We start from the raw sequence: 21,531 nt of genomic DNA on the forward strand, positions 1-21,531 counted from the left end.
CGGCGTCGGACGGCGGTTCTGGCGGTGGCGGGCGGCCGGCTGTCATGCAATTGAAATATTGCCTACATAAAATTCGCCCCGTTCTCCCTTCCACTCACGGTACACAATGAAAATGACTGCACAGAAGAATTCGACGCCGCGCCTGTCGGCCCTGACCATCGGCGTGCTGGCCATGCTGGCCGGCGCCACCCACGCCACCGCCCAGACCGGCGCGCAAGCGGAAGCCGGCAACGCGGCAGCCGCCTCGCTCGGCGCCAGCGCCAACAGCGTGGTGATCGCCGGCCAGCGCTCCAGCCTGCGCAACGCCATCGCCGCGCAGGAAAAGGCCGACAATATCGTCAGCGTCATCAGCAGCGATGACATCGGCGGCCTGCCGGACAAGAACGCCGCCGAAGCACTGGCGCGCCTGCCGGGCGTGTCCGTGCAGCGCGACCAGGGCGAAGGCCGCTACGTCAGCGTGCGCGGCCTCGGCCCGGACCTGAACGCCGTCACCATCAATGGCGCGCTGGTGCCGTCGCCAGAAGCCGGCCGTCGCGCGGTGGCGCTGGACGTGCTGCCTGCCGGCCTGATCCGTTCGCTGGAAGTCAGCAAGACGCTGACGCCCGACCAGGACGCCAATTCGCTGGGCGGCACGGTGGAAGTCAAAACGCTGTCGGCCTTCGACCTGCCGGGCAAGCTGCTGTCGGGCTCGATTGGCGCCAGCCGCGACCAGAATATCGGCAAGACCAGCCCGAACGGCAGCGTCCTGTTTGCCGACCGCTTCATGAACGGCAAGCTGGGCGTCGCCGGCGGTCTGAGTTTCGAGAAGCGTGAATTTGGCTCGGACAACGTGGAAACCGGCGGCGCCTGGGACAATGGCAAGCTGACCGGTGTTGAACTGCGCGACTACCTGCCCACCCGCGAGCGCCGCGCCGCCGCGCTGAACCTGGATTACCACGTCGACGAGCACAGCAAATACTTCCTGCACAGCTTCATCAGCGATTTCAGCGACGACGAGGTGCGCGACCGCCTGACCATCAGCAATATCGCCGGCGATGGCCTGGCCGCGGGCGCGACCGCCACCGCCCGTGGCGAGCGCCGCCTGCGCCAGCGCAAGATACCCAGACCATCAGCTCGGTCGTGGCCGGCACCGAACAGAAATGGGACCGCTGGAAGCTGGAGGTGTCCGGCGGCATGAGCAAGGCCAAGGATGACGCGCCGGAGTCGATCAACGACGCCCGCTTCCGCGGCAAGAGCAATTTCGCCAATGTCGGCTTCACCGACACCCGCATCCCGCGCCTGACCGGCCCGGACGGCCTGTACGACGCGGGCAACTACAAGCTCAACGCGCTGGGCCTGAAACAGAGCTACGCCGAGGACAAGGAACACCACATCCGCTTCGACCTCGGCCGCAAATACGATCTCGGCGAAGGCAGCGGCAAATTCAAGTTCGGCGCCAAGCTGAGCCGCCGCGAAAAGGACACCGACACCGAAGCCTGGTCGTACAGCAGCAGCCAGATCGGCGCCGCCAGCACCGCGCTGGCAGATTATGTGACCGGCAATGACCTCGACTTCAAGCTGGGCCGCATCGGCAAGGCCATGGACCCGGCCAGGATCCGCCAGCTGGTTAACGGCCTGAGCCGCAAGGACGCGCGCGTGCTGGCCGACTCGACTGCCGACGACTACGGCCTGAACGAAGACATCGACGCCGCCTACCTGCAACACAGCTACGATATCGAGGCCTGGCACCTGCTGGCCGGCGTGCGCGTCGAGCGCACCCGCTTCGAGGCGCGCGGCAACGATATCAATGAGGAAGAAGAAACCATCGCCGCCGTCCAGCGCAAGCGTTCCTACCGCAACTGGCTGCCGACGCTGCAGGCGCGTTATGACATCGACGGCAAGACCAGCGTGCGCGCCGCATGGACGCACTCGGTGGTGCGCGCCAATTTCGACCAGCTGAAACCGGGTGTCAGCCACGCCAGCGACACCGAGGCGACGATCGGCAACCCGGACCTGGCGCCGCTGAAATCGACCAACCTCGACCTGGGCATCGAGCGCGTGCTGGGCGAGGACGGCGCGGTATCGGCCTACGTGTTCCACAAGGACATCAAGAACTTCACTTACACCACCAACCTGGCCGGCAGCGGCGCCTGGGCCGATTACAGCTCGGCGATCACCTACGCCAACGGCGACAAGGCCAAGGTCAAGGGCATCGAACTGTCGTACACGCAGCCGCTGCGCATGCTGCCGGCGCCGTTCAACCACCTGATCGTTGGCGCCAACGGCAGCCTCACCCGTTCGGACGCAGACATCGCCCGCTTCGATACCGACCTGGGCCGCATGCGCTCGCGCAGCATCAAGTTGCCGGGCCAGTCGGACCGCGTGATGAACCTGATGCTGGGCTATGAAGACGGCCCGCTGAGCGCGCGGATCGCCGTCAACTACAAGTCGCCGTACACGCTGGAACTGGGCGAGGACATCCTCGACAGCCAGCAGGACCGCATCGTCGATACGCAGAAGCAGGTCGATTTCTCGGCCTCGTACCAGATCAACAAACAGGTGCAGCTGAACTTCGAAGCCGCCAACCTGAATAACGAAAAATACTACACCTACCTCGGCAGCAAGGCTTACAACGCCCAGTACGAGCAGTATGGCCGCACCTACAAACTGAGCCTGAAAGTGAGCCTGTTCTAATGAAGAAATCTGTTATCGCGACCGTTATTCTTGCGGCGCTGGCGGCCGGCGCCCAGGCGGCGCCGCTGCCGGGCCTCACCGCGCAGGCGCATGAGCTGTCGGCCCTGCCCGGCGGCGGCTGGCTCAGCATCGACCAGACCGCGCTGCGCCTGCTGGACGCCAACGGCGCCGAACGTGCCCGCATCGACGTGCGCGCCAAGCATCTGGATACCCGCCCGCTCGGCGGCAAGGTGCTGGCGGTGATGGTAGACGCCAACAAGGAGCAGGCCGTGCCGGTGCTGGTCGATCCGCAGGCCGGCACGCTGAGCGCGCAAGCGCCCTTCCCGGCGCCGGCCTTCGGCATCGAATCGGCATGCCTGTACCGCGACGCGCAGCAGCTGGACCACCTGTACCTGATCGCCAAGGATGGCCAGGCCGAGCAGTGGGTGATGCAGGGCCAGCAGCGCCTGCTAGTGCGCAAGCTGGCGCTGCCGCCGCACAGCAAGCACTGCCGGGCGGACGACAGCGCCCATCAATTGCTGGTCAGCGAGCAAGGCATGGGCGTGTGGGCGTACAACGCCGACGCCGAGGGCGTGCCGGGCCGCGAGGCGGTGCTGCTGAAGCGTCCGTTCGGCGCGCTGGACAAGGGCGCCGGGGCGCTGAGCGTGCTGCCGGGCGGCGTTGCCGTGCTGGACGCCAAAGGCAGGCAGCTGCACCTGCTGCGCCGCGATGGCGGCAAATGGAACGCCGTGTCGGCCACCGATACCGGCGTCCACGGCGCCGAACAGCTGGCGCCGCTGATGGCCAGCGACGGCAGGCTGCAACTGGCGGTGGGCGGCGAAGATGCCGGCGGCTGGCAGTTGCGCGCGCCGGCATGGAGCGGGATTGCGGCAGCCGCTGGCGACGGCAAGGCCATCGTCATGCCGCGCGCCCAGACCGGGCCGGTGGCGCGCCAGGGCGACGCCGCCGATGACCCGGCGATCTGGCGTCATCCGGCCGAACCGGGCGGCGCACGCATCCTCGGCACCAACAAGAAGCAAGGCTTGCTGGTCTACGATCTGCAAGGCAAGCAATTGCAGCTGCTGGAAGTCGGCCGCCTGAATAATGTGGATGTGCGCCAGCAGGTCAGCATCGGCGGTCGCAAGCTCGACGTCGCGGTGGCGACGCAGCGCGATGAAAACAGCGTGATGCTATTCGCTATCGACGCTGAGGGCAAGGTGACGACGGCCGGCTCCTTCCCTACCGGCTTGAAGAATATCTACGGCATGTGCCTGTACCGGCCGGCCGATGGCGGGCTGGAAGCCTTCATCAACGACAAGGACGGTACTTTCCTGCAATACCGGGTGGAAGCCAACGGCGACGCCATGACCGGCAAGCTGCTGCGCCGCTTCAAGGTGGAGACGCAACCGGAGGGCTGCGTGGTCGACGACCGCAACCACCGCCTGTTCCTCGGCGAAGAACGTCGTGGCGTGTGGACCGTGTCGGCCAAGGGCGATGCGCCTGCCAAGCTGAGCATGATCATGCCGGCCGGCCCGCAACTGGTCGCGGACGTGGAAGGCATGGGCATCTACCACGGCGAGCGAGCCGATTACCTGGTGGTGTCCAGCCAGGGCGACAATAGCTACCTGGTAATGGACGCCAAGGCGCCGTACAAGGTGCGCGGCAGCTTCCGCGTCGGCTTCAACCTGGCCGCCGGGATAGACGGCACCTCGGAAACCGATGGCCTGGAAGTGAGCTCAGCCAACTTTGGCGGCCCCTACAGCAAGGGCATGCTGGTGATTCAGGATGGCTACAAGCGCCTGCCTGACGGCCCGCAGAACTTCAAGTACGTGGCCTGGGAAGACGTGGCCAGGGCCCTGAAGCTGGACTGATACGTGGGCTGATCCGGTGACGCGGATCAGCCGGGTTGCGCGTCTTCGTCCTGCTGCCGGATCAGGAAGTCCCGGTGCGAACAGACTGCGAGGCCGGCGGCGACGCCAAGTTCGATCGCCTTGCCGGCCAGGTCGCGCTCGACAAAGAACGCCTGGTAGTCGTCGCCACCCGAGTCGATGTGCAGCAGCGCCAGGCCGTGCGGCTGCAGCCAGCGTTCAAGCGACTTGAGGGCATTGATCACGGTCCGCTGGCGCCGGTCTTCCGGCATTTCCCATTGCCAGCGCTCTTCGATGCCGCGTCCGGCCAGCAGCACGTCGGCCTGCCAGTCGATTTCATCGTAGGCTTTCCAGTCGACATCGATAATCACGCGGATGCCGCCATCGCCGTAGTTTTCGAAGCGCAGCGCGTACAGCGGCTCTTCATCCGACGTCAGCACTTCCTGCACCAGCGCCTCGGCAGTTTGCTCGCCCAGGTGGCGCGTGATGAGCCGCACGAAATCGGCCAAAGCAGCGTCGTTGCGGTGGTCTGGAACAGGCTGCTGCTCCTCATCGCCGGAGGGGCTGGCTGCTGGTGGAGCCAGGAAGCGAAATAGTCGGTTTAACATGGTTGAAATCCTAGCACATGCTTTCGCTATGAGCGCAAGCGTACAGTAATCGTGCGCGGGCCGCGCTATCTTCGGGCAAACTACAAGGAGAGCGTCATGGTCCTATGGATAATCTTGGCCGTCGTGGCCGCCGCCATCATTATTGTGCTCGCCGCGCCGCCGCTGCGCCGGCGCTGGATTACCCCGCATATCTACGGGCTGTTCAAGCGCATTTTGCCGCCGATGTCCGATACCGAGCGCGACGCGCTGGAGGCCGGCACCACGTGGTGGGACGCCGACCTGTTCTCCGGCCGGCCGGACTGGAAGAGATTCATGCAGTTGCGCCACCCTGCACTGACCGCCGAAGAGCAAGCCTTCATGGACAACGAGGTGCGCCAGCTATGCGAAATGGTCGACGACTGGGAGGCGACGCAGGTGTGGCAAGGCCTGCCGGCCGCCGCCTGGCAGTTCGCGCGCGACAAGGGTTTCCTCGGCATGATCATTCCCAAGCACTATGGCGGCAAAGCCTTCTCGGCTTATATGCACTCGCAGGTGGTGATGGCGCTGTCGACCCGTTGCTCGGCGCTGGCGGTGCAGGTGATGGTGCCCAATCCGCTGGGGCCGGCCGAACTGCTGCTGCACTACGGCACCGATGAACAAAAGGATTATTATCTGCCGCGCCTGGCCAAGGGCGAGGACATCCCCTGCTTCGCGCTGACCAGCCCGTATGCCGGCTCGGACGCCGCCGCCATTCCCGACGTCGGGGTGGTCTGCAACGGCGTGCACGAAGGACGCGAGACGCTGGGCCTGCGCATCAGCTGGAACAAACGCTACATCACGCTGGGCCCGATCGCCACCCTGCTCGGCCTGGCCTTCCGCGTGGAAGATCCGGACCGCCTGCTGCCGCCGGACACCCAGCCCGGCATCACCTGCGCGCTGATTCCGACCGATCATCCGGGCGTGGTGATCGGCCGCCGTCACTGGCCTCTGAACGCGGTGTTCCAGAACGGTCCGACCAGCGGCAAGGATGTTTTCATCCCGATGGAATGGATCATCGGCGGGCCGAAGCAGATCGGCAAAGGCTGGCGCATGCTGATGGAATGCCTGGCCGCCGGGCGCGCCATTTCCCTGCCGTCGGCCAGCGTCGGCACGGCCAAGCTGGCCGTGCGCGGCACCAGCGCCTATTGCGCCATCCGGCGCCAGTTCAATACCGCCATCGGCAAGTTCGAGGGCGTGCAGGAAGCGCTGGCGCGCATGGGCGCCAACCTGTACATGATGGACGCGGCGCGCCGGCTGTCGGCGCTGGCGGTGGACCTGGGCGAGAAGCCGGCGGTGATTTCGGCCATCGCCAAGTATCACGTCACCGAGCGTGGCCGCGAAGTGGTCAATGACGGCATGGATATTCTCGGTGGCAAGGGCATCTGCATGGGGCCGTCCAATTTCCTGGCGCGCGCCTATCAGCAGATTCCGATTGCGATCACCGTTGAAGGGGCGAACATCCTGACGCGCTGCCTGATCATCTTCGGCCAGGGCGCCATCCGCGCCCATCCATATGTGCTGCGGGAGATGCGCTCGACCGCCGACAGCGACCAGCAACGCGGCCTGCGCGAATTCGACGCCGCCTTCTTCGGCCACATGGGCTTCACCATCGGCAACGCCGTGCGCGCGCTGTGGTACGGACTGACCGGCGGCGTCACCGCGCCTGTGCCGCGCCAGGCTGCCGATGAGATGGCGGCCTATTATCGCGCCGTCGGCCGGCTGTCGACCGCATTCGCACTGATGACCGACCTGTCGATGTTCACGCTTGGTGGCGACCTGAAGCGGCGCGAGCGCATCTCGTCGCGTCTCGGCGATGCGTTGTCGATGCTGTATTTGGTCAGTGCCACGCTCAAACGCTACGAGGATGAAGGCCGCCAGGACGCCGACGCGCCGTATGTCCACTGGTCGATCCAGGATGCGTTGTGCAAAGCGCAGCAGGCGCTGGACGGCGTGCTGGCGAATTTCCCGAGCCGCATCGCCGCCGGGCTGGCGCGCCTGCTGGTATTCCCGTTCGGCCTGCCGTATGCGCCGCCGGCGGACCGCATCGGCGAACAGGTCGCCAAGGCGATGCAGACCCATAACGCCGCCCGCGAGCGCTTGCTGGCCGGCAGCTTCCTGGCCGACGACCTGCGCGACCCGGTGGCCTGCGGCGAGCTGGCCTTCGGCCTGCTGGCGTTCGTCGACAGCATCGAGCATCGGCTGAAACCGGCGATCAAGGAAGGCAAGCTGCCGCCGATACCGCAAAACCTGCCGGCGATGGAAGGCTGGATCGCTCAGGCCGCCGCGCAAGGCATGGTCACGCCCGAGGAGCGCCGCGCCCTGTCCGATTTTGCCCGCTACACCGACCTGTCGGTGCATGTCGATGATTTCCCGCCGGATCTGAACGCGGCCGCCGACGCGGCGAAACGGCGCCAGATGGCCACGCCTGCCGCCACCGCCGTCGAGGCCTGAATCAGCGCGGCGACAGCGCCTGCAATTCCTCTTCGGTAAAACCAGCCTGACGCCGCGCTTCCAGATTGAACGGACCGCGCGGCGTCGGCGCGTTGTACTGGCGCGCCAGCTCGGCGTAAGCCGGGATCAGTTCCAGCCCGCGCTGCCGGCACAGGTAGCCGTACCAGCGGTTGCCGATTTCCACATGGCCGATCTCGTCGCGCAGGATGATGTCCAGAATCGCCGCCGCCTCGCGGTCGCCGGCCTGGAACAGCTTGGCGCGCAGCGGCGGATTGGCGTCCAGGCCGCGCGCTTCCAGGGTGCGCGGCACCAGCGCCATGCGCGCCAGTACGTCGTCGCTGGTCTTTTCGACCATTTCCCACAGACTGTCATGAGCGATGAAATCGCCATAGCTGTAGCCCAGCCTTTGCAGATGTTCCTGTAGCAGCGCGTAGTGGTAGGCCTCTTCCCTGGCCACTTGCAGCCAGTCGGTGTAGTACGCGGCCGGCAGGCCGGGAAAGCGCCAGACGGCGTCCAGCGCCAGGTTGATGGCGTTGAATTCGATATGCGCGAGCGCGTGGATCAGCATGGCCCTGCCCTCGGGCGTGTTCATCGCGCGGCGGCCGACTTGTAGCGGCGGCACCAGCTGCGGCCTGTCGGGCCGGCCCGGAATGCCGGCCGCGGACGCCAGCGCGGCCTGCGGATCAGCCGTGCATTCGCCCTGCGCCGACGCGGCCGCCAGCGCATATACGGCCGCCACCTTGGCCGCCGGGTCGCGCTCGATCAGGCATTGCAGCGCGCGGGCGCGGAGTTCCTGTGCTACGGCCATACTTGTCCTTCCAATTTCACGAGGGCGATAGTTTAACACTACGTTCTTCAGGAACTAAGCTCTGTCCTACACCCACACCGCACGAACACCTATACCTCAACTGTCGTGCGGCCCCCATCATATCGTCTGTCACCGCGTTACCGACGCGGGACCTTACTAACCATCATGGAGACCATCATGAGCTACCTCGACCGCGACACCTATGGCATCTATCGCAGCGACAACTACGTCGACACGGACAACACGGGCCCGGGCCCACGCCTGATGGGCGCCGATACGCTGATCGGCGAAGATGTCTACAACCGCCAGGAAGAAGACCTTGGCGACATCAAGGAAATCATGCTGGATATGCGCAGCGGCGAGGTCGCCTACGCCGTGCTGTCGTTTGGCGGCTGGCTGGGCATGGGCGACAAGCTGTTCGCCGTGCCTTGGCAGGCGCTGCAACTGGATACCGTCAACAAGCGCTTCCTGCTGGACGTGTCCAAGGAACACCTGAAAAACGCCCCGGGCTTTGACAAGGATGACTGGCCGGACATGGCCAGCACCGAATTCAACACCCAGCTGCACAGCTTCTACGGCACCCAGCAGAATATCGCCGGCGGCGTCACCTCCAGCGGCAGCGTCATGGGCAGCAGCTCGGGCAGCCTGCAAAGCGATCCAGGCTACGGCAGCAGCATCGGCACCGGCAGCGGCAATCTGTCGCGCTAAACCGGCTTGAGCAGCAACACCGGACGTGCGTTACGCGCCGTCCGGTGTTTTTGTTGCTGAAAACCAACGGTAGCAAGATGCCAGTCAATGCGGACCGACCAATGCGTTGCGACCGCATGTGATAGGATAAAAACAACCTGTCATGGAGTGGGGCATGAGCGAAGAAAGCATCTTTTCGGTCGATACGCTGGTGAAATATATGGGCAATGACGACAAGGCCGTGGGCGTCGTCGCGAGGATCGTCCGCGATGCCGTCGCGCCCGGAATGGCGCCGTTGCAACAGGCCGGCACGGCGCTGCGCGAGGAGCGTTTATCCGAGGCAGGCAAGATCTTTCATAGCGTGCGCGGCTCCATCGGCGCGCTAGGCGCCAAGCGGCTTGTGGCCGCGTCGCTCAAGCTGGAACAGGCGATCGTCGAACGCCAGAGCGAGGCGATTCCACCGCTGTTCGCCAAGCTGGAATCCGAATACCAACTGGTGCTGCGGCACGCCGACGACTGGCTCCGGCACCACGCGCCGTCGGGCGCCTGACTTCATAGAAACCGTCCCTTTTCAATTGGTCTGGCGATGTTGCATTGCACAGTAAATTTTGCCGGAAATGGCGAATCTCCATTAACGAATCGTTACAATTGTTACCCGCGTTTGTAAGCTCTATACGAATTGCTCAAAATCTTCATGCTAATATCGCCACGACTCGCAGTGATGAACGAATAGTTTCATTAATAGAGGTATTATTTAACCGACAATTTGCCCGAGAGTAAGTATAATGGTGCATCGCGTCGAATCATGGCATATTGTTACTGCAGCAGTTTTAATCGAGGGCATCTGATTTATGGAAATATTCAACAAGTCTGGCGTATTGATATCCGCGGTGCTGGTCAGTGTCGGCGCCTTGATAGCCTGCCAGGCTCAAGAAGATGCCATCCCCTCTTCCAACGTGATCGAAGCGGCCGCCATGCAAATCGGTCCGTCCGGCCAGGTCGCCGCCGAGCGCCGGCTGCAGGAATGGGCCGACCAGGGTTCGCCAGTGGCCCAGCGTGAACTGGCCTTGCGTTACCTGTCCAATCCGGAAAAGCGCCGCGAGGCGATGCAGCTGTTTGAACGCGCCGCCAGCGCTGGCGATGCCCAGGCTGCAGACGGGCTGGTTGGCATGACCCATGGTGCTGGCGGGCCCATCGGCGCTTCGGGTCCCACCGCGCTGAATCCGGGCCGTATGCTGAAGGAAGCGGCTAACGGCAGTTACATGGCCCGTTGATTTCAAATCGCTTTAGGCAACCAAGCCGCCCACCCGACCGGTGCGCGGCTTTTTTTGTTGCCGATTGAGGCTCCCTGAGCTGTCGGACCCGCCACGTGGCCCCGTACTGAATAAAGTTCCCTTTTTTCGTTTGAGGCAAATCATCTGAGCCTGCGCCCCAGCGCCGATACTCCAAGCTTGCGGAGGACAGGCGACGATGGACAAGGCGGCAAACACAGAGGCGGATACGCCGTCGCGCGAACAGTTTCATGAGCAGTTGCGCGCATTCACCCTGCAACATCGCGCCGGCCACTGGTCGGGGAGCTTTGCAGAGTTCATCGAACAGGTGTTGCCGGCAGCCCCTGCGCAGCTGGGGCGCAGCTCGCACCAGTATATCTGGGACATGCTGCGCTGGAGCGGCAAGGAAGGCGACGACGGCAAGCTGCGCTGCTCGCTGTTTGCCGACGAGTTGTTCGGCATCGACGACGCGCTGGCCCGCGTGGCCGACTACTTCAAGGCTGCGGCCGCCGGCTCCGAGGTTGGCCGGCGCTTGCTATTGCTGCTGGGCCCGCCGTCGGGCGGAAAATCCACGCTGGTGATACGCCTCAAGCGCGGACTGGAGGAATACAGCCACACCGGGGCCGGCGCCATGTACGGCATCGCCGGCTGTCCGGTGCGCGAATCGCCGCTGCATCTGGTGCCGCACACGCTGCGCGGCGGCTTCCGCGAGCATTATGGCGTCGACGTCTGCGGCGAACTGTGCCCGCACTGCCGGGTGCGGCTGGAGAACGAGTTTGGCGGTGATTTCCTGCGCATGCCGGTCGAGCGCGTCTTCATTTCCGAAGCCGGACGCAGCGCCATCGGCACCTACGCGCCGCATGATCCGAACACCGCCGATATTGCCGACCTGGTCGGTTCGGTCGACCTGGCGCGCGTGGCGGAGTACGGCGACGAAGGCGATCCGCGCGCCTGGTCATGGTCCGGCACGGTGTACGCCGCCAGCCGCGGGCTGCTGGAAATGATCGAAATCCTCAAAGTGAAGCGCGAATTCCTGTATTTGCTGCTGACGCTGACGCAGGAAAAAAACGTCAAGGTGGCGCGCTTTCCGCTAATTTATCTCGATGAAACCATCCTTGCGCACACCAACCTGGCCGAATTCCGCAAGTTTTTGCAGGAAAGCGAAAACGAGGGCCTGCTCGACCGCATGGTCATCGTGCAAGTGCCCTACACGCTGAATTATCGCGAGGAGGCGCGCATCTACCGCAAGCTGATTTTGTCGGCGCCAGCGTTCCGCGATGTTCACCTCGACCCGCACGTGCTGCATGCCGCCGCCATCTTTGCCGTGTTGAGCCGGCTGCACGAGGGCGAGGAACGCGACGCCGATCTGGCCCGGCGGGTGCGCGTCCATGGCGGCGAAGACGTCGACGGCGTCCACCAGGCGGAGGCGCTACGGGTGCGCAACAAGGAAAAGGCGCCGGACGAGGGCCTGGCGGGCGTGTCGCCGCGCTTCGTCATCAACGGCTTGTCGCACGCGATCATCCAATCGGAGCGCCACAGCATCAGCACCATGGACTTGCTGCTGGCCTTGAAGGATGCGATTGACAGCGACGCCCGCATCGAATCGTCGCGCAAGCGGCGCTGGGTCGACCATCTGGTGCTGACCCGCAAGGAGTTCTACAACCGCTGGGTGAAAGAGGACGTGCACAAGGCTTTGTTCGTGTCGTTTGAACGGGAAGTCGCCGATCTGCTGGACAAATACCTCGACGAGGTCGAAGCCATGCTCGACAACCGCCAGATCAAGGACCCGATGACCAACGAGGAGCGCCGGCCTGACGAGCGCTTCCTGCGCGCGGTGGAGGAAAAGATCCACATTTCCGATTCGGGCAAGCAGTCGTTCCGGCAGGAGGTGGTGCGCAAGGCCATGAGCGCCTACAAGCGCGGCGAGCGATTCGGCCTCGGCAGCCACGCGCAGTTGCGCGACGCCTTGCAGCAATACCTGTTCGAGCAACGGCGCGATGTGCTGCGTTTGGTCAGCTCCTCCAAGCGGCCCGACGACGAGGTGCGCGCGAGGATATCCGCCGTCGAGCAGCGTCTGGTGGACGAGTATGGCTACGACAGCCACGGCGCGCGCGAGGCGCTGAACTACGTCACCACTTTGCTGGCACAGGAGTGATATGCGCAACGACTGGTACGACCTGTTCTCGCGCGGCGCCCGCGACTGGCTGCGCCACAACGACAAGGTGCGCGACGCCGTGCGCGCGCACTTGCCTGAAGCGCTGTCCGCGCCGGACCTGATGACCGGTGCCGGCCAGCGCGGCGTGCAGGTGCCGGTGAAGCTGCTGGAACACGCGCGTTTTCGCCTGTCGGAAGACTATGCGCGCACCGGCGCCGGCCAGGGTCCCGGCCAGCCGGGCCACATCTTGCGTTCGCCCTACTTTGATGATGACAACGGCGCCGGCAACGAGGACGGCGCCGTCACGTTGCTGATGGAATTCTCCATCGGCGAGATCATGGACTGGCTCTGGGAGGACCTGCAACTGCCGCAACTGGAGCCGCGCGGCGAAGCCACCCTCGACGACGCTGACGCGGTGCGCTCGGGCTGGGACAAGCGCGGCGCGCGCTCGCGGCTGGACCGCCGGCGCACCGTCAAGGAAGCCGTCAAGCGCCGCGCCGTCCAGACGGCTGCGGCAGCCTTCACCAACGAGGACCTGCGCTTTCGCCAACTGGCGGCGCAGCCTCGGCCCGGTTGCAGCGCGGTGGTGCTGTTCATGCTGGATGTGTCGAGCAGCATGACGGTAGCCGAACGCCGGCTGGCCAAGACCTTTTTCTTCCTGGCCCTGCAGGGCTTGCGCCGCAAATACCGGCGCATCGAAACGCGCTTTCTGGCCCACGCGGCGGAGGCGTGGGAATTTAACGAAGGGGATTTTTCGAAGCCAGCGGCATGGGTGGCACCATGGCCTCGACCGGCTTCAGGCTGGCGCTGGAGATGCTGCAACAGCACTACCATTCGGCCAGCTGGAACAGCTATGTGTTCTATGCCTCCGACGGCGACAACTTCTCGGAGGACCGCCACAGCGCCAATATCCTGCTCGGGTCGCTGGCCGGCGAGGCCAACTATCTCGGCTACATCGAGACGCTGCCCGGCATGCCCCGCATTCAGGAAACTGAAATGAGCCGGTTGTGGCGCGAGCGCGAGCGCCAGGGCTTGCCGATGTCTACCGCCGTGCTCACCAGCGGCGATGACGTGTTCGATGCCATCCGCCAGTTCCTTGTCCGGCAGGCGCGGGCATGAACCTCGAACAGCTCAGCGACAAGCTGCGGGCGCTGGCTGCCCGCCTCGGGCTGGATTACCACCCGGTCGATTTCGAACTGGTGCCGCAGAACTTCATGCTGGAAATCGCCGTCTACGGCATGCCAGTCCGCATGCACCACTGGTCGTTCGGGCTGCGCTACATCCACCAGTTGCTGCATCAAAAATGGGCCATGCGCGCATCTTTGAGGTGATGTTCCCTGGCGATCCCTGCCGTGCCTACATGATGGATCACAACTCGCTGGCGGAAAACGTGCTGGTCACCGCCCACGTCATCGGTCACGCGGACTTCGTCAAACGCAACGAACTGTTCGCCCGCTTCATGCGCATGGCGGGCGGCCACATCCTGGAGCAAAGCGCAGCACGTGCGCACAGCCTGGAAAACGCGCTGCTGCGCCATGGGCAGGAAGCCGTCGAGGCCGTGCTTGATGCGGCGCTGGCGCTGGAGCCGCATATCGATGTCCACCAGCCGTTGTACCGTGCGCCCTACCCCGAGTCCGCTGATGCCGCGGCAGCGCCTGAAAGCGACACCTTCCGCCAGCGCTACCAGGCCCTGCCCGGCGAAACAGCGCCGGCGCCGCCACCGCCGCCCGCCGGCCGGCGCGCGATTCCGCCGTATCCCGAGCAGGATTTGCTGTGGTTCATCGCCCGTCACGCCCCCGAGTTGAAGGATTGGGAGCGCGATATCTTGCTGGCCGTGCGCGAGGAAGCTTTTTACTTCTTCCCGGTCCACGCCTGCCAGATCATGAATGAAGGCTGGGCGTCCTACTGGCATGCGTGCTTGCTGCGGGAAGCCGAATTCCTGCCGCACGATCTGTATCTGCAAGCCTTGCGCGTCCATTCCGACGTGGTGCGGCCCTACGGCAACGAGCAGCAACTGGCGCTGGCCATCAACCCCTACCATCTCGGCTTTGTGCTGTGGGAGGACATCATCGCGCGCGAGGGGCTGGAGGTCGCCCGTCGCATCTGCGCCGAGGAAGATGATTTCGGTTTCATCCGCAACCACCTGAGCGCCGCCCTTGCGGAAAAACTGGATTTGTTCAGCTATCAGGAACGCCACGATGGCGAAACCCGCGTCCTTAGCCGCAACATCCATGAGGTGCGCGAAGCCATCCTCGGCCCCAAGTACAACTACGGCGCGCCCAGCATCGTGGTGGAGCGCATGAACGATGATGCCAGCCTGGTGCTGCGCCACGACCATGCCCGCGACGGCCGTGGCCTGGACCTGTCGCAGGCCGAGCAAGTGATGCATTATGTGGCGCGCATCTGGCGCCGGCCGGTCACGCTGCATACCGTGGACTTTCGCGGTACACCGCGCAGCGTCGAGATCACGCCGCCAGACGCCGCTCGTACCAGCGCAAAGCGTGTCTGAGGCCGCGCCGCAGGTCGTGTGTCGGCGCGTAGCCCAGCAAGCTGGCGGCCTTGCCGATGTCGGCCTGCGAATGCCGCACATCGCCGGGCCGGAACGGCGCATATTGCGGCTGGTAATCATGTAAATGCGGGTGGCGCTCGACCAGCAGCGCATGCAGCAGCAAATACAGCTCGTTAAGGCTGGTACGCGCGCTGGCCGCCACGTTGTAGACCTGGTTGACGGCCGCCGGCTTGCCGCACAGCGCCGCCAGCAGGTTGGCTTGCACAGCATTGGCGACATAGCAGAAATCGCGGCTGCTCTCGCCATCGCCGTTGATGGTCAGCTGGCGCCTGCCGATCATCGCCGCGATCCATTGCGGAATGACGGCGGCGTAGGCACCGTTGGCATCCTGACGCGGCCCGAATACATTGAAGTATCGCAGGCCGATGCTTTCCAGTCCATAGCAACGGGCGTAGACGCCAGCATACAGCTCGTTCACATGCTTGGTCAGCGCATACGGCGACAAGGCGCGGCCGATGTGCTGTTCCTGCTTCGGCAAGCCGGGATGGTCGCCATAAGCGGCGCTCGAAGCGGCGTACACCACGCGCCTGACGCCGCCGCGCCGCGCCGCATCCAGCACGTGCAGGTGGCCGGTAACGTTGATGTCGTTGCACAGCAAGGGATCGTCCAGCGAGCGCCCGACCGAACCCAGCGCGGCCTGATGCAGCACATAGTCGGCGCGGTCGCAGGCTTGACGGCAGACGGCCTGGTCGCGTACATCGCCTTCGATCAGCTCGAAGCGGCGCCACGCGGCGGGCCCAACCTGGTCGCACACCTCATCGAGATTGCGGCGATAGCCGGTAAGGAAGTTGTCGACGCCGACAACCTGCTGCCCCAGCTCCAGCAAGGATTGCAGCAGGTTGGAGCCGATGAAGCCGGCAACGCCTGTGACCACCCAGCGCGATTGCTCGCTGCTGAGCCGCTCGCGCACCTGCTGATAAGCGCTGGTGGCGGGCGTGCCGTTTTCGTAGTCGCTCATCACAGCCTCCATACGCTGAGGCCGCTGTCGCGCAGCGCGGCCGGATCGAATTGGGATTTGAGGTCGATAAAGCAGCCGCCTTTGGCGACCTTGTCCAGCATCTGCGGCAGGCGCCGCGCCGCCAGTTCACGGTGCGCGACGGCGCAGATCAGCGCCTCGGCGGCCGGCAACTGTTCCCAGGATTGCAGTTCCACGCCATATTCGCGCAGCGCCTCGTCGGCGTCGGCCACCGGATCGTGGACATGCACCTGAAGGCCGTAGGATTGCAGTTCATGGATAAGGTCGGCCACCTTGGAATTGCGCAAGTCGGGACAGTTCTCCTTGAACGTCAGCCCCAGCACGTTGACATGGCAGCCTTTGAGCTTGAAGCCGGCACGCACCATCTGTTTGACGGTTTTTTCGGCTACAAACTTGGCCATATTGTCGTTGATGCGGCGGCCGGCGAGGATCACGTCCGGGTGATAGCCCAGCATGACGGCCTTGTGCGTCAGGTAATACGGGTCAACGCCGATGCAGTGCCCGCCCACCAGCCCGGGCCGGAACGGCAGGAAGTTCCATTTGGAGCCGGCCGCTTGCAGCACCTCCAGGGTGTCGATGTCCATGCGGTCGAAGATAATGGCCAGCTCGTTCATCAAGGCGATGTTGAGGTCGCGCTGGGTGTTCTCGATGACCTTGGCCGCCTCTGCCACCTTGATGCTGGAGGCGCGGTGCACGCCGGCCTCGACCACGCTTTCGTACAGGGCGGCCACCCGCTCCAGCGTGTCGCTGTCATCGCCGGACACCACCTTGCGGATGGTCGCCAGCCGGTGCTCCTTGTCGCCGGGGTTGATGCGTTCCGGCGAAAAACCGACGTGGAAATCGCGCTGCCAGCGCAGCCCCGAGCATTGCTCCAGTATCGGCACGCAGATTTCCTCGGTGGCGCCCGGATAGACGGTGGATTCGTAGATAACCACCGCGCCCGCCTTCATGTGCCGCCCAACCGTCTGGCTGGCGGCTTGCAGCGCGCTGAAATCCGGCTTGTGCGCCTGATCCACCGGCGTCGGCACCGCCACCACGATGTAATCGGCCTCGGCCAGCGTGACTGGATCGATGCCCATCTCCAGCCAGCGCGCCTCGGCGAACTGCGCGGCGCTGACCTCGCCGGCAGGGTCTACACCGCGCCGGTAGCTGACAACCTTGCGCGCGGACAAGTCCAGGCCGATGGTGCGCCGCTGCGCGCCAAACGCCACCGCCAGCGACAAGCCCACATATCCAAGTCCCACCACGGCAACAACTTCCATATCGGCACCCCTCAGTCGGTTGAACACCTGCGTCAACCGATTCTAAGAGCGCCTTTTGCTCTGCCGTTTGCGGTCGATCAACGAGTGCAGCGCCGATCGTTCCTACTCTGTGGTTTTCAGGGAGGCTGACATGGCGATGCTGCGTGTTTGGTGGATAGTGCTCTTGCTTGCCGGATGCGGCCGCACCCACAGTGAAAGCGATCTGATGGCTCAAGCCACGCGTCATGCGGCAAACGGCGAGCCAAAATCCGCCGTCATTCAGCTGAAGAACGTGTTGCAGCGAACGCCCGCCAACGGCAAGGCCAGGCTGATGCTCGGCCAGTTGTATCTGGACACCGGCGACGTGGCGTCGGCGGAAAAGGAACTGCGGCGCGCACAGGAACTGGGCGTCAACCCTGGCGATGTGCTGCCGCTGCTGGGCAAGGCGCTGCTGCAGCAGGGGCAATATCAAAAACTGCTGGACGACCTGCCGGCAGATGAACAACAGCCCCAGTTGCAGGCGCTGCGTGGTCACGCGCTGCTGGGGCTGAACCGTGCGGACGAAGGCCGCGCGGCGTTTGCGCAAATCATGTTACGCCATCCGGGCAGCCCGCCAGGCCTGCTGGGCCAGGCGCGCCTGGCTTTGCTGGACGGCAATCAGGGCGATGGGCTATCACTGGTGCGGCAGGCGCTGGCGCAGCAGCCCGACAACATCGATGCGCTGCGCCTGCATGGTGACGTGTTGCGCCTGCTGGGCAAGAATAGCGAGGCGATGGCGGCGTACCAGCACATCCTGAAGCTGCGCCCGGCCCATCTGCAAGCCCACGTCGATCTGGCCAATCTGTACATCCAGTCCAACCAGCTGAGCGAGGCGCGCAAGGAACTGAACCTGGCACGCATTTCTTCTACCAACAGCCTGATGTTGATTTATACGCTGGCGCTGGTGGAGTTCCGTGAGAACAAGATGGCTGCTGCCCAAGATCACCTGGCCATGGTGTTGCGCGCCGCCCCCGACCATCTTGCCAGCAATCTGCTGATGGGCGCGGTACTGCGCAGCAGAGGCGCTTACACAGAGGCCGAACAGCATCTGCGCAAATTCCTCGAAGCCCATCCCGGTCATCCCTACGCCAGCAAGGTACTGGCGTCCGCGCTGCTGAATGGCGGCTCGGCCGAGCAAGCGCTGGAGGTTGTTTCGCCGCTGCTGGAAAGCCAGCGGCAGGACCTCGAAATGATGATGCTCGCCGGTGATATTTACCTTAAGCTGCGGCAATTCGGCAAATCGGCAGAGTATTTCGACCAGGCCAGCAAACTGGCTCCCAAGACACCGATGCTGCATGCGGCGCTGGCCATGAGCCATCTCGGCCTGGGCGACAACGAACGCGCCGTGGCCGAACTGGAACACGCTGCCACACTGGACGCCAGGTCCTCGCGCGTTGCGGCCATGCTGGTGCTGAGCCTGGTACGCAATCGCCAGTACGACAAGGCGCTGGCAACCGTCCGGCGCATGGAAGCGCAAAGCCCGGATAACCCGATGGTGCATAACCTCAAGGGCAGCGTGCTGCTGGTGAAGCAGGATGTGGCCGCCGCCCGGACCAGCTTCGAGCGCGCGCTGGCGCTGGACCCGCTGTTCGTGCCGGCGCTCGATAATCTGACCGGCATCGATGTGAAGGAAAAAAGCCCGACCACGCGCGCCAGCGCCTGGAAGCATCGCTGGCCAAGGACAAGAACAACGTCGACATCATGCTTGCCCTGTCCAATCTGGCGCTGGGCCGGGGCCAGGCTGCGGCGACACGGAGCTGGCTGGAGCGCGCCGTGCAGGCGCGCCCGGACACGCTGGAGCCGTCGCTGAAGCTCGCGCACTTCTACGCCCGCAGCGGCGACGTGCCCAAGGCACTGGTGCTGGGGCAAAAGCTGTTGGCCACCAATCCTTCACATCCGCAAGTGGTGGCGATGGTGGCGGCCTTGCAGTCGCGCGCCGGCCAGGCAGACGCGGCGCTCGATAGCTGGGCCAGGCTGGCGGCGCTGCAACCGAATTCGGCGATGGTGCAGCACCAGCTGGCCGGCGCCCGTGCCGAAGTCAACGACAAGCAAGGCGCCGCGCAAGCCTTGGCCAAGGCACTGCTGCTGTATCAGAAGGAATACGAACAGCGTCCGTCGGCCACCGGCCTGCTGGCGTATTACGGCGCCTTGATTCAAGCCGGCAAGCTCGATGAGGCGCGCGCGCTGGTGCGGCAGTGGCTGAAGGAGCACGCTGGCGACATCACCACCCGCACCTACTTTGCCAGCAGCCTGCTGGCGCAGAAGGAATACGTCTTGGCCACCGCGCAGTTCGAGGAAGTGCTGCGGCAGTCGCCCAAGCAAGTGATCGCGCTGAATAACCTGGCCTGGCTGTACCAGCAACAGCGCGACCCGCGCGCCTTGCCGTACGCAGAACAGGCGCACCAGCTGGCGCCGAAAAGCGCTACCGTGACCGACACGCTGGGCTGGGTGCTGGCAGAACAAGGCCAGCTGGAACGCGCCGTGCCGCTGCTCAAGCAGGCATCCGCGCAGCTGCCGGCCAACAACGAGGTGCGCTATCACTACGGCGTCGCGCTGGCGCGCTCGGGCGACAAGCCTGGTGCGCGCGAACAGCTGGCGCCGCTGCTGGCAGAGCGCAATTTTGACCGCCATGACGCGGTGAAGGCCTTGCTGGCGCAGTAGCGCCGGCAGGCCCGCGTTCATCATGAGACTGCTGCTATTGCTGTTTAGCCTGCTTGCGCCGGCCGACGCGGCTGAATTGATGCGCACCATTGACGACGTCAAGCCATCCATCGTCGGCATCGGCAGCCTGCAACAAACGCGTGGACCGGCGATTGGCTTCGTCGGCACCGGCTTCGTCATCGGCGATGGCCTGACGGTGGTGACCGCAGCACATGTGGTCAACGATCTGGTCAACAGCGGTCAAGGCGCAACGTTGGGCGTGCTGGTGCGTAGTGGCGACAGCGCACAATTTCGCGCCGCCAGGGTCGTCGCCATGGACAAGGAACACGACCTGGCGCGGCTACGCATCACCCAGGGCGACGCCCTGCCCGCCTTGCGCCTGGGCGATTCAGGCAAAGTCCGCGAAGGCCAGGAGCTGGCGTTTACCGGCTTCCCGCTGGGCATGGTCCTCGGACTGCATCACGTCACACACCGCTGCATCGTGTCCGCCATCACGCCTTTGGCCACGCCGGCCATCACGGCGCGTCAACTGGACGGCAAGACCGCGCGTCAGCTGCAAAAGCCGCGCTACGCCGTGTTCCAGCTCGATGGCACGGCTTATCCCGGCAGCAGCGGCAGTCCGCTGTTCGATCCGGCCAATGGCGAAGTGGTGGGCGTCGTCAACATGGTGTTCATCAAGGGCGTCAAGGAGTCGGCAATCAGCGCGCCGAGCGGGATTACCTACGCTGTCCCGGCCAATTACCTCAAGTCGCCCCCGTCACCAGGCGGCCGGTGATGCCCGGCTCATCCCAGGTCGGGAAAAATAGGGATAGAACGAGCGCTCGTTCCCATGTTGTTCCATCAGGCCGCCGAACTTGCGGATCTGTTCGCCCATGTATTCGAGCTCCAGCCGCAACAGCACGGCCGGCGCGCCGACGCGGGTGCACTCGCGCTCGCCGCCAAAGTCGCGGAAGCCCAGCATGCGCTTGTAAAACATCACGTGGCGCGGATTGACCTCGATGACATAGTCGGTATAGCCGTGGATATTGTGGGCATAGATGTAGGAAATGTGGATCAGCGCCGCGAACACGCGCTTGGACACGCCCTTGTCGATCGCCAGCCGCGACGGCTCGCACAGGCGGCGGTGATGGGCGCGCAGCTCGTCGAGCTTGTCGCGGAAATTTTCGTCGGCGGGCAAGCCGATTTCGTCGTTGTCCAGGCACAGCGACATGGTGCCGACGGTATCGCCGCCGGTTTCCGCGAACAAGGTGATCTTGTTCGGTGAATGCACGGCGTTCGGGTCGACCGAATAGCCGCGCCAGCCGTACATTTTTTTCAACAGCAGACTGGCGGATTCACGGCGGCCTTGCGAATTGGCCATGCGGATATGAAACATTTGCTGGTCCAAAGGATGATCCAAAGCGGCTTCGTCCTTTCCTTCGCCGATAACAAGGTCGCGCATATCGCTGATGACCTCGAACGAAACTATAGCGTCGTCATGTTGCACGATGGGCTTCCTGTCTTGTGGTACATAACCATCAGACCGCC

The 21,531-nt window shown here is 64.4% G+C and carries 18 protein-coding genes and 1 pseudogene; 14 read left to right on the forward strand and 5 right to left on the reverse strand.

The window, feature by feature from the left end; translation table 11 throughout:
- The first annotated feature begins 112 nt into the window (after positions 1-112).
- From ACRQ5J_RS15570 to ACRQ5J_RS15580, 3 genes are read left to right on the forward strand one after another with little or no spacing between them, the layout of a single operon-like run.
- Positions 113-1,177, forward strand: coding sequence for a TonB-dependent receptor plug domain-containing protein (locus ACRQ5J_RS15570; RefSeq protein WP_432377794.1), 1,065 nt, complete (start codon positions 113-115; stop codon positions 1,175-1,177).
- A complete protein-coding gene (locus ACRQ5J_RS15575) occupies positions 1,120-2,673 on the forward strand; it encodes a TonB-dependent receptor (protein ID WP_432377796.1) in 1,554 nt (517 codons plus the stop codon). The genes ACRQ5J_RS15570 and ACRQ5J_RS15575 overlap by 58 nt, the downstream gene beginning before the upstream one ends.
- On the forward strand, positions 2,673-4,523 hold the full coding sequence (locus tag ACRQ5J_RS15580; protein ID WP_432377798.1) for a phytase: 1,851 nt from the start codon (positions 2,673-2,675) through the stop codon (positions 4,521-4,523). The genes ACRQ5J_RS15575 and ACRQ5J_RS15580 overlap by 1 nt, the downstream gene beginning before the upstream one ends.
- Positions 4,524-4,549: 26 nt before the next feature.
- On the opposite strand, the gene ACRQ5J_RS15585 is transcribed toward ACRQ5J_RS15580, so the two are convergent.
- Positions 4,550-5,128 carry a DUF6630 family protein gene (locus ACRQ5J_RS15585; RefSeq protein ID WP_432377800.1) on the reverse strand — a complete coding sequence of 193 codons (579 nt, stop codon included), beginning with the start codon at positions 5,126-5,128 and terminating at the stop codon, positions 4,550-4,552.
- Positions 5,129-5,224: 96 nt separating this feature from the next.
- On the opposite strand from ACRQ5J_RS15585, the gene ACRQ5J_RS15590 reads away from it, so the two are divergent.
- Positions 5,225-7,597 (forward strand): acyl-CoA dehydrogenase, encoded by a 2,373-nt coding sequence (locus ACRQ5J_RS15590; RefSeq protein WP_432377802.1) that lies wholly within the window; start codon positions 5,225-5,227, stop codon positions 7,595-7,597.
- Between the two features lies 1 nt (position 7,598).
- On the opposite strand, the gene ACRQ5J_RS15595 is transcribed toward ACRQ5J_RS15590, so the two are convergent.
- On the reverse strand, positions 7,599-8,405 hold the full coding sequence (locus ACRQ5J_RS15595; protein ID WP_432377804.1) for a ferritin-like domain-containing protein: 807 nt from the start codon (positions 8,403-8,405) through the stop codon (positions 7,599-7,601).
- Positions 8,406-8,582: 177 nt separating this feature from the next.
- Here ACRQ5J_RS15595 and ACRQ5J_RS15600 point away from each other — a divergent pair, with 177 nt between their 5' ends.
- The 7 genes and pseudogenes from ACRQ5J_RS15600 to ACRQ5J_RS15630 all read left to right on the forward strand — a co-directional run bounded on the left by ACRQ5J_RS15600 (position 8,583) and on the right by ACRQ5J_RS15630 (position 15,027).
- On the forward strand, positions 8,583-9,113 hold the full coding sequence (locus tag ACRQ5J_RS15600) for a PRC-barrel domain-containing protein (protein ID WP_432377806.1): 531 nt from the start codon (positions 8,583-8,585) through the stop codon (positions 9,111-9,113).
- Positions 9,114-9,267: 154 nt separating this feature from the next.
- Positions 9,268-9,642 carry an Hpt domain-containing protein gene (locus ACRQ5J_RS15605; RefSeq protein WP_432377808.1) on the forward strand — a complete coding sequence of 125 codons (375 nt, stop codon included), beginning with the start codon at positions 9,268-9,270 and terminating at the stop codon, positions 9,640-9,642.
- A gap of 301 nt (positions 9,643-9,943) precedes the next feature.
- Complete coding sequence (locus ACRQ5J_RS15610) at positions 9,944-10,366, forward strand: hypothetical protein (protein WP_432377809.1); 423 nt, start codon at positions 9,944-9,946, stop codon at positions 10,364-10,366.
- A 196-nt stretch (positions 10,367-10,562) separates the two neighbouring features.
- Positions 10,563-12,518, forward strand: coding sequence for a serine protein kinase (locus ACRQ5J_RS15615; protein ID WP_432377811.1), 1,956 nt, complete (start codon positions 10,563-10,565; stop codon positions 12,516-12,518).
- 1 nt (position 12,519) lies between these two features.
- Positions 12,520-13,637, forward strand: a pseudogene (locus tag ACRQ5J_RS15620) (DUF444 family protein).
- A complete protein-coding gene (locus tag ACRQ5J_RS15625; RefSeq protein ID WP_432377813.1) occupies positions 13,634-13,849 on the forward strand; it encodes a SpoVR family protein in 216 nt (71 codons plus the stop codon). The pseudogene ACRQ5J_RS15620 and the gene ACRQ5J_RS15625 overlap by 4 nt, the downstream one beginning before the upstream one ends.
- A gap of 29 nt (positions 13,850-13,878) precedes the next feature.
- Positions 13,879-15,027, forward strand: a complete 1,149-nt coding sequence (locus ACRQ5J_RS15630) for a SpoVR family protein (RefSeq protein ID WP_432377815.1) — start codon at positions 13,879-13,881, stop codon at positions 15,025-15,027.
- Here ACRQ5J_RS15630 and ACRQ5J_RS15635 read toward each other — a convergent pair.
- The gene (locus tag ACRQ5J_RS15635) at positions 14,984-16,045 is read right to left on the reverse strand and encodes an SDR family oxidoreductase (protein WP_432377817.1); all 1,062 of its coding nucleotides are present in this window, start codon (positions 16,043-16,045) and stop codon (positions 14,984-14,986) included. The two genes, ACRQ5J_RS15630 and ACRQ5J_RS15635, sit on opposite strands and share 44 nt — an antisense overlap.
- The gene (locus ACRQ5J_RS15640; protein WP_432377819.1) at positions 16,045-17,325 is read right to left on the reverse strand and encodes a nucleotide sugar dehydrogenase; all 1,281 of its coding nucleotides are present in this window, start codon (positions 17,323-17,325) and stop codon (positions 16,045-16,047) included. Before ACRQ5J_RS15640 ends, ACRQ5J_RS15635 begins: the two co-directional genes overlap by 1 nt.
- A gap of 136 nt (positions 17,326-17,461) precedes the next feature.
- Between ACRQ5J_RS15640 and prsT the strand changes: the two genes are divergently transcribed.
- Genes prsT through ACRQ5J_RS15655 form a run of 3 tightly spaced genes read left to right on the forward strand, consistent with a single transcriptional unit; the run spans position 17,462 to position 20,779 of the window.
- Complete coding sequence (prsT, locus tag ACRQ5J_RS15645) at positions 17,462-19,153, forward strand: XrtA/PEP-CTERM system TPR-repeat protein PrsT (RefSeq protein WP_432383664.1); 1,692 nt, start codon at positions 17,462-17,464, stop codon at positions 19,151-19,153.
- Entirely contained in the window at positions 19,045-20,004 is a 960-nt protein-coding gene (locus tag ACRQ5J_RS15650) for a tetratricopeptide repeat protein (RefSeq protein ID WP_432377821.1), read from the forward strand. The genes prsT and ACRQ5J_RS15650 overlap by 109 nt, the downstream gene beginning before the upstream one ends.
- Positions 20,005-20,026: 22 nt before the next feature.
- Positions 20,027-20,779 (forward strand): S1 family peptidase, encoded by a 753-nt coding sequence (locus ACRQ5J_RS15655; protein WP_432377822.1) that lies wholly within the window; start codon positions 20,027-20,029, stop codon positions 20,777-20,779.
- Here the strand turns inward: ACRQ5J_RS15655 and ACRQ5J_RS15660 are convergent.
- Positions 20,762-21,379, reverse strand: coding sequence for an N-acyl amino acid synthase FeeM domain-containing protein (locus tag ACRQ5J_RS15660; protein WP_432377824.1), 618 nt, complete (start codon positions 21,377-21,379; stop codon positions 20,762-20,764). The two genes, ACRQ5J_RS15655 and ACRQ5J_RS15660, sit on opposite strands and share 18 nt — an antisense overlap.
- Positions 21,380-21,531 lie beyond the last annotated feature (152 nt).

Source organism: Duganella sp. P38, assembly GCF_050859475.1.
Lineage (GTDB): Bacteria > Pseudomonadota > Gammaproteobacteria > Burkholderiales > Burkholderiaceae_D > Rugamonas.

Excerpts from the sequence above, each read along its gene's own strand:
- ACRQ5J_RS15600 (WP_432377806.1), top strand. The coding sequence starts at position 8,583 with ATGAGCTACCTCGACCGCGACACCTATGGCATCTATCGCAGCGACAAC.
- ACRQ5J_RS15610 (WP_432377809.1), top strand. The coding sequence starts at position 9,944 with ATGGAAATATTCAACAAGTCTGGCGTATTGATATCCGCGGTGCTGGTC.
- ACRQ5J_RS15660 (WP_432377824.1), bottom strand. The coding sequence starts at position 21,379 with ATGTTTCATATCCGCATGGCCAATTCGCAAGGCCGCCGTGAATCCGCC.
- ACRQ5J_RS15635 (WP_432377817.1), bottom strand. The coding sequence starts at position 16,045 with ATGAGCGACTACGAAAACGGCACGCCCGCCACCAGCGCTTATCAGCAG.
- ACRQ5J_RS15595 (WP_432377804.1), bottom strand. The coding sequence starts at position 8,405 with ATGGCCGTAGCACAGGAACTCCGCGCCCGCGCGCTGCAATGCCTGATC.
- ACRQ5J_RS15625 (WP_432377813.1), top strand. The coding sequence starts at position 13,634 with ATGAACCTCGAACAGCTCAGCGACAAGCTGCGGGCGCTGGCTGCCCGC.
- ACRQ5J_RS15580 (WP_432377798.1), top strand. The coding sequence starts at position 2,673 with ATGAAGAAATCTGTTATCGCGACCGTTATTCTTGCGGCGCTGGCGGCC.
- ACRQ5J_RS15655 (WP_432377822.1), top strand. The coding sequence starts at position 20,027 with ATGAGACTGCTGCTATTGCTGTTTAGCCTGCTTGCGCCGGCCGACGCG.
- ACRQ5J_RS15585 (WP_432377800.1), bottom strand. The coding sequence starts at position 5,128 with ATGTTAAACCGACTATTTCGCTTCCTGGCTCCACCAGCAGCCAGCCCC.
- ACRQ5J_RS15630 (WP_432377815.1), top strand. The coding sequence starts at position 13,879 with ATGATGGATCACAACTCGCTGGCGGAAAACGTGCTGGTCACCGCCCAC.
- ACRQ5J_RS15615 (WP_432377811.1), top strand. The coding sequence starts at position 10,563 with ATGGACAAGGCGGCAAACACAGAGGCGGATACGCCGTCGCGCGAACAG.
- ACRQ5J_RS15590 (WP_432377802.1), top strand. The coding sequence starts at position 5,225 with ATGGTCCTATGGATAATCTTGGCCGTCGTGGCCGCCGCCATCATTATT.
- ACRQ5J_RS15640 (WP_432377819.1), bottom strand. The coding sequence starts at position 17,325 with ATGGAAGTTGTTGCCGTGGTGGGACTTGGATATGTGGGCTTGTCGCTG.
- prsT (WP_432383664.1), top strand. The coding sequence starts at position 17,462 with ATGCTGCGTGTTTGGTGGATAGTGCTCTTGCTTGCCGGATGCGGCCGC.
- ACRQ5J_RS15605 (WP_432377808.1), top strand. The coding sequence starts at position 9,268 with ATGAGCGAAGAAAGCATCTTTTCGGTCGATACGCTGGTGAAATATATG.
- ACRQ5J_RS15570 (WP_432377794.1), top strand. The coding sequence starts at position 113 with ATGACTGCACAGAAGAATTCGACGCCGCGCCTGTCGGCCCTGACCATC.
- ACRQ5J_RS15650 (WP_432377821.1), top strand. The coding sequence starts at position 19,045 with ATGCTTGCCCTGTCCAATCTGGCGCTGGGCCGGGGCCAGGCTGCGGCG.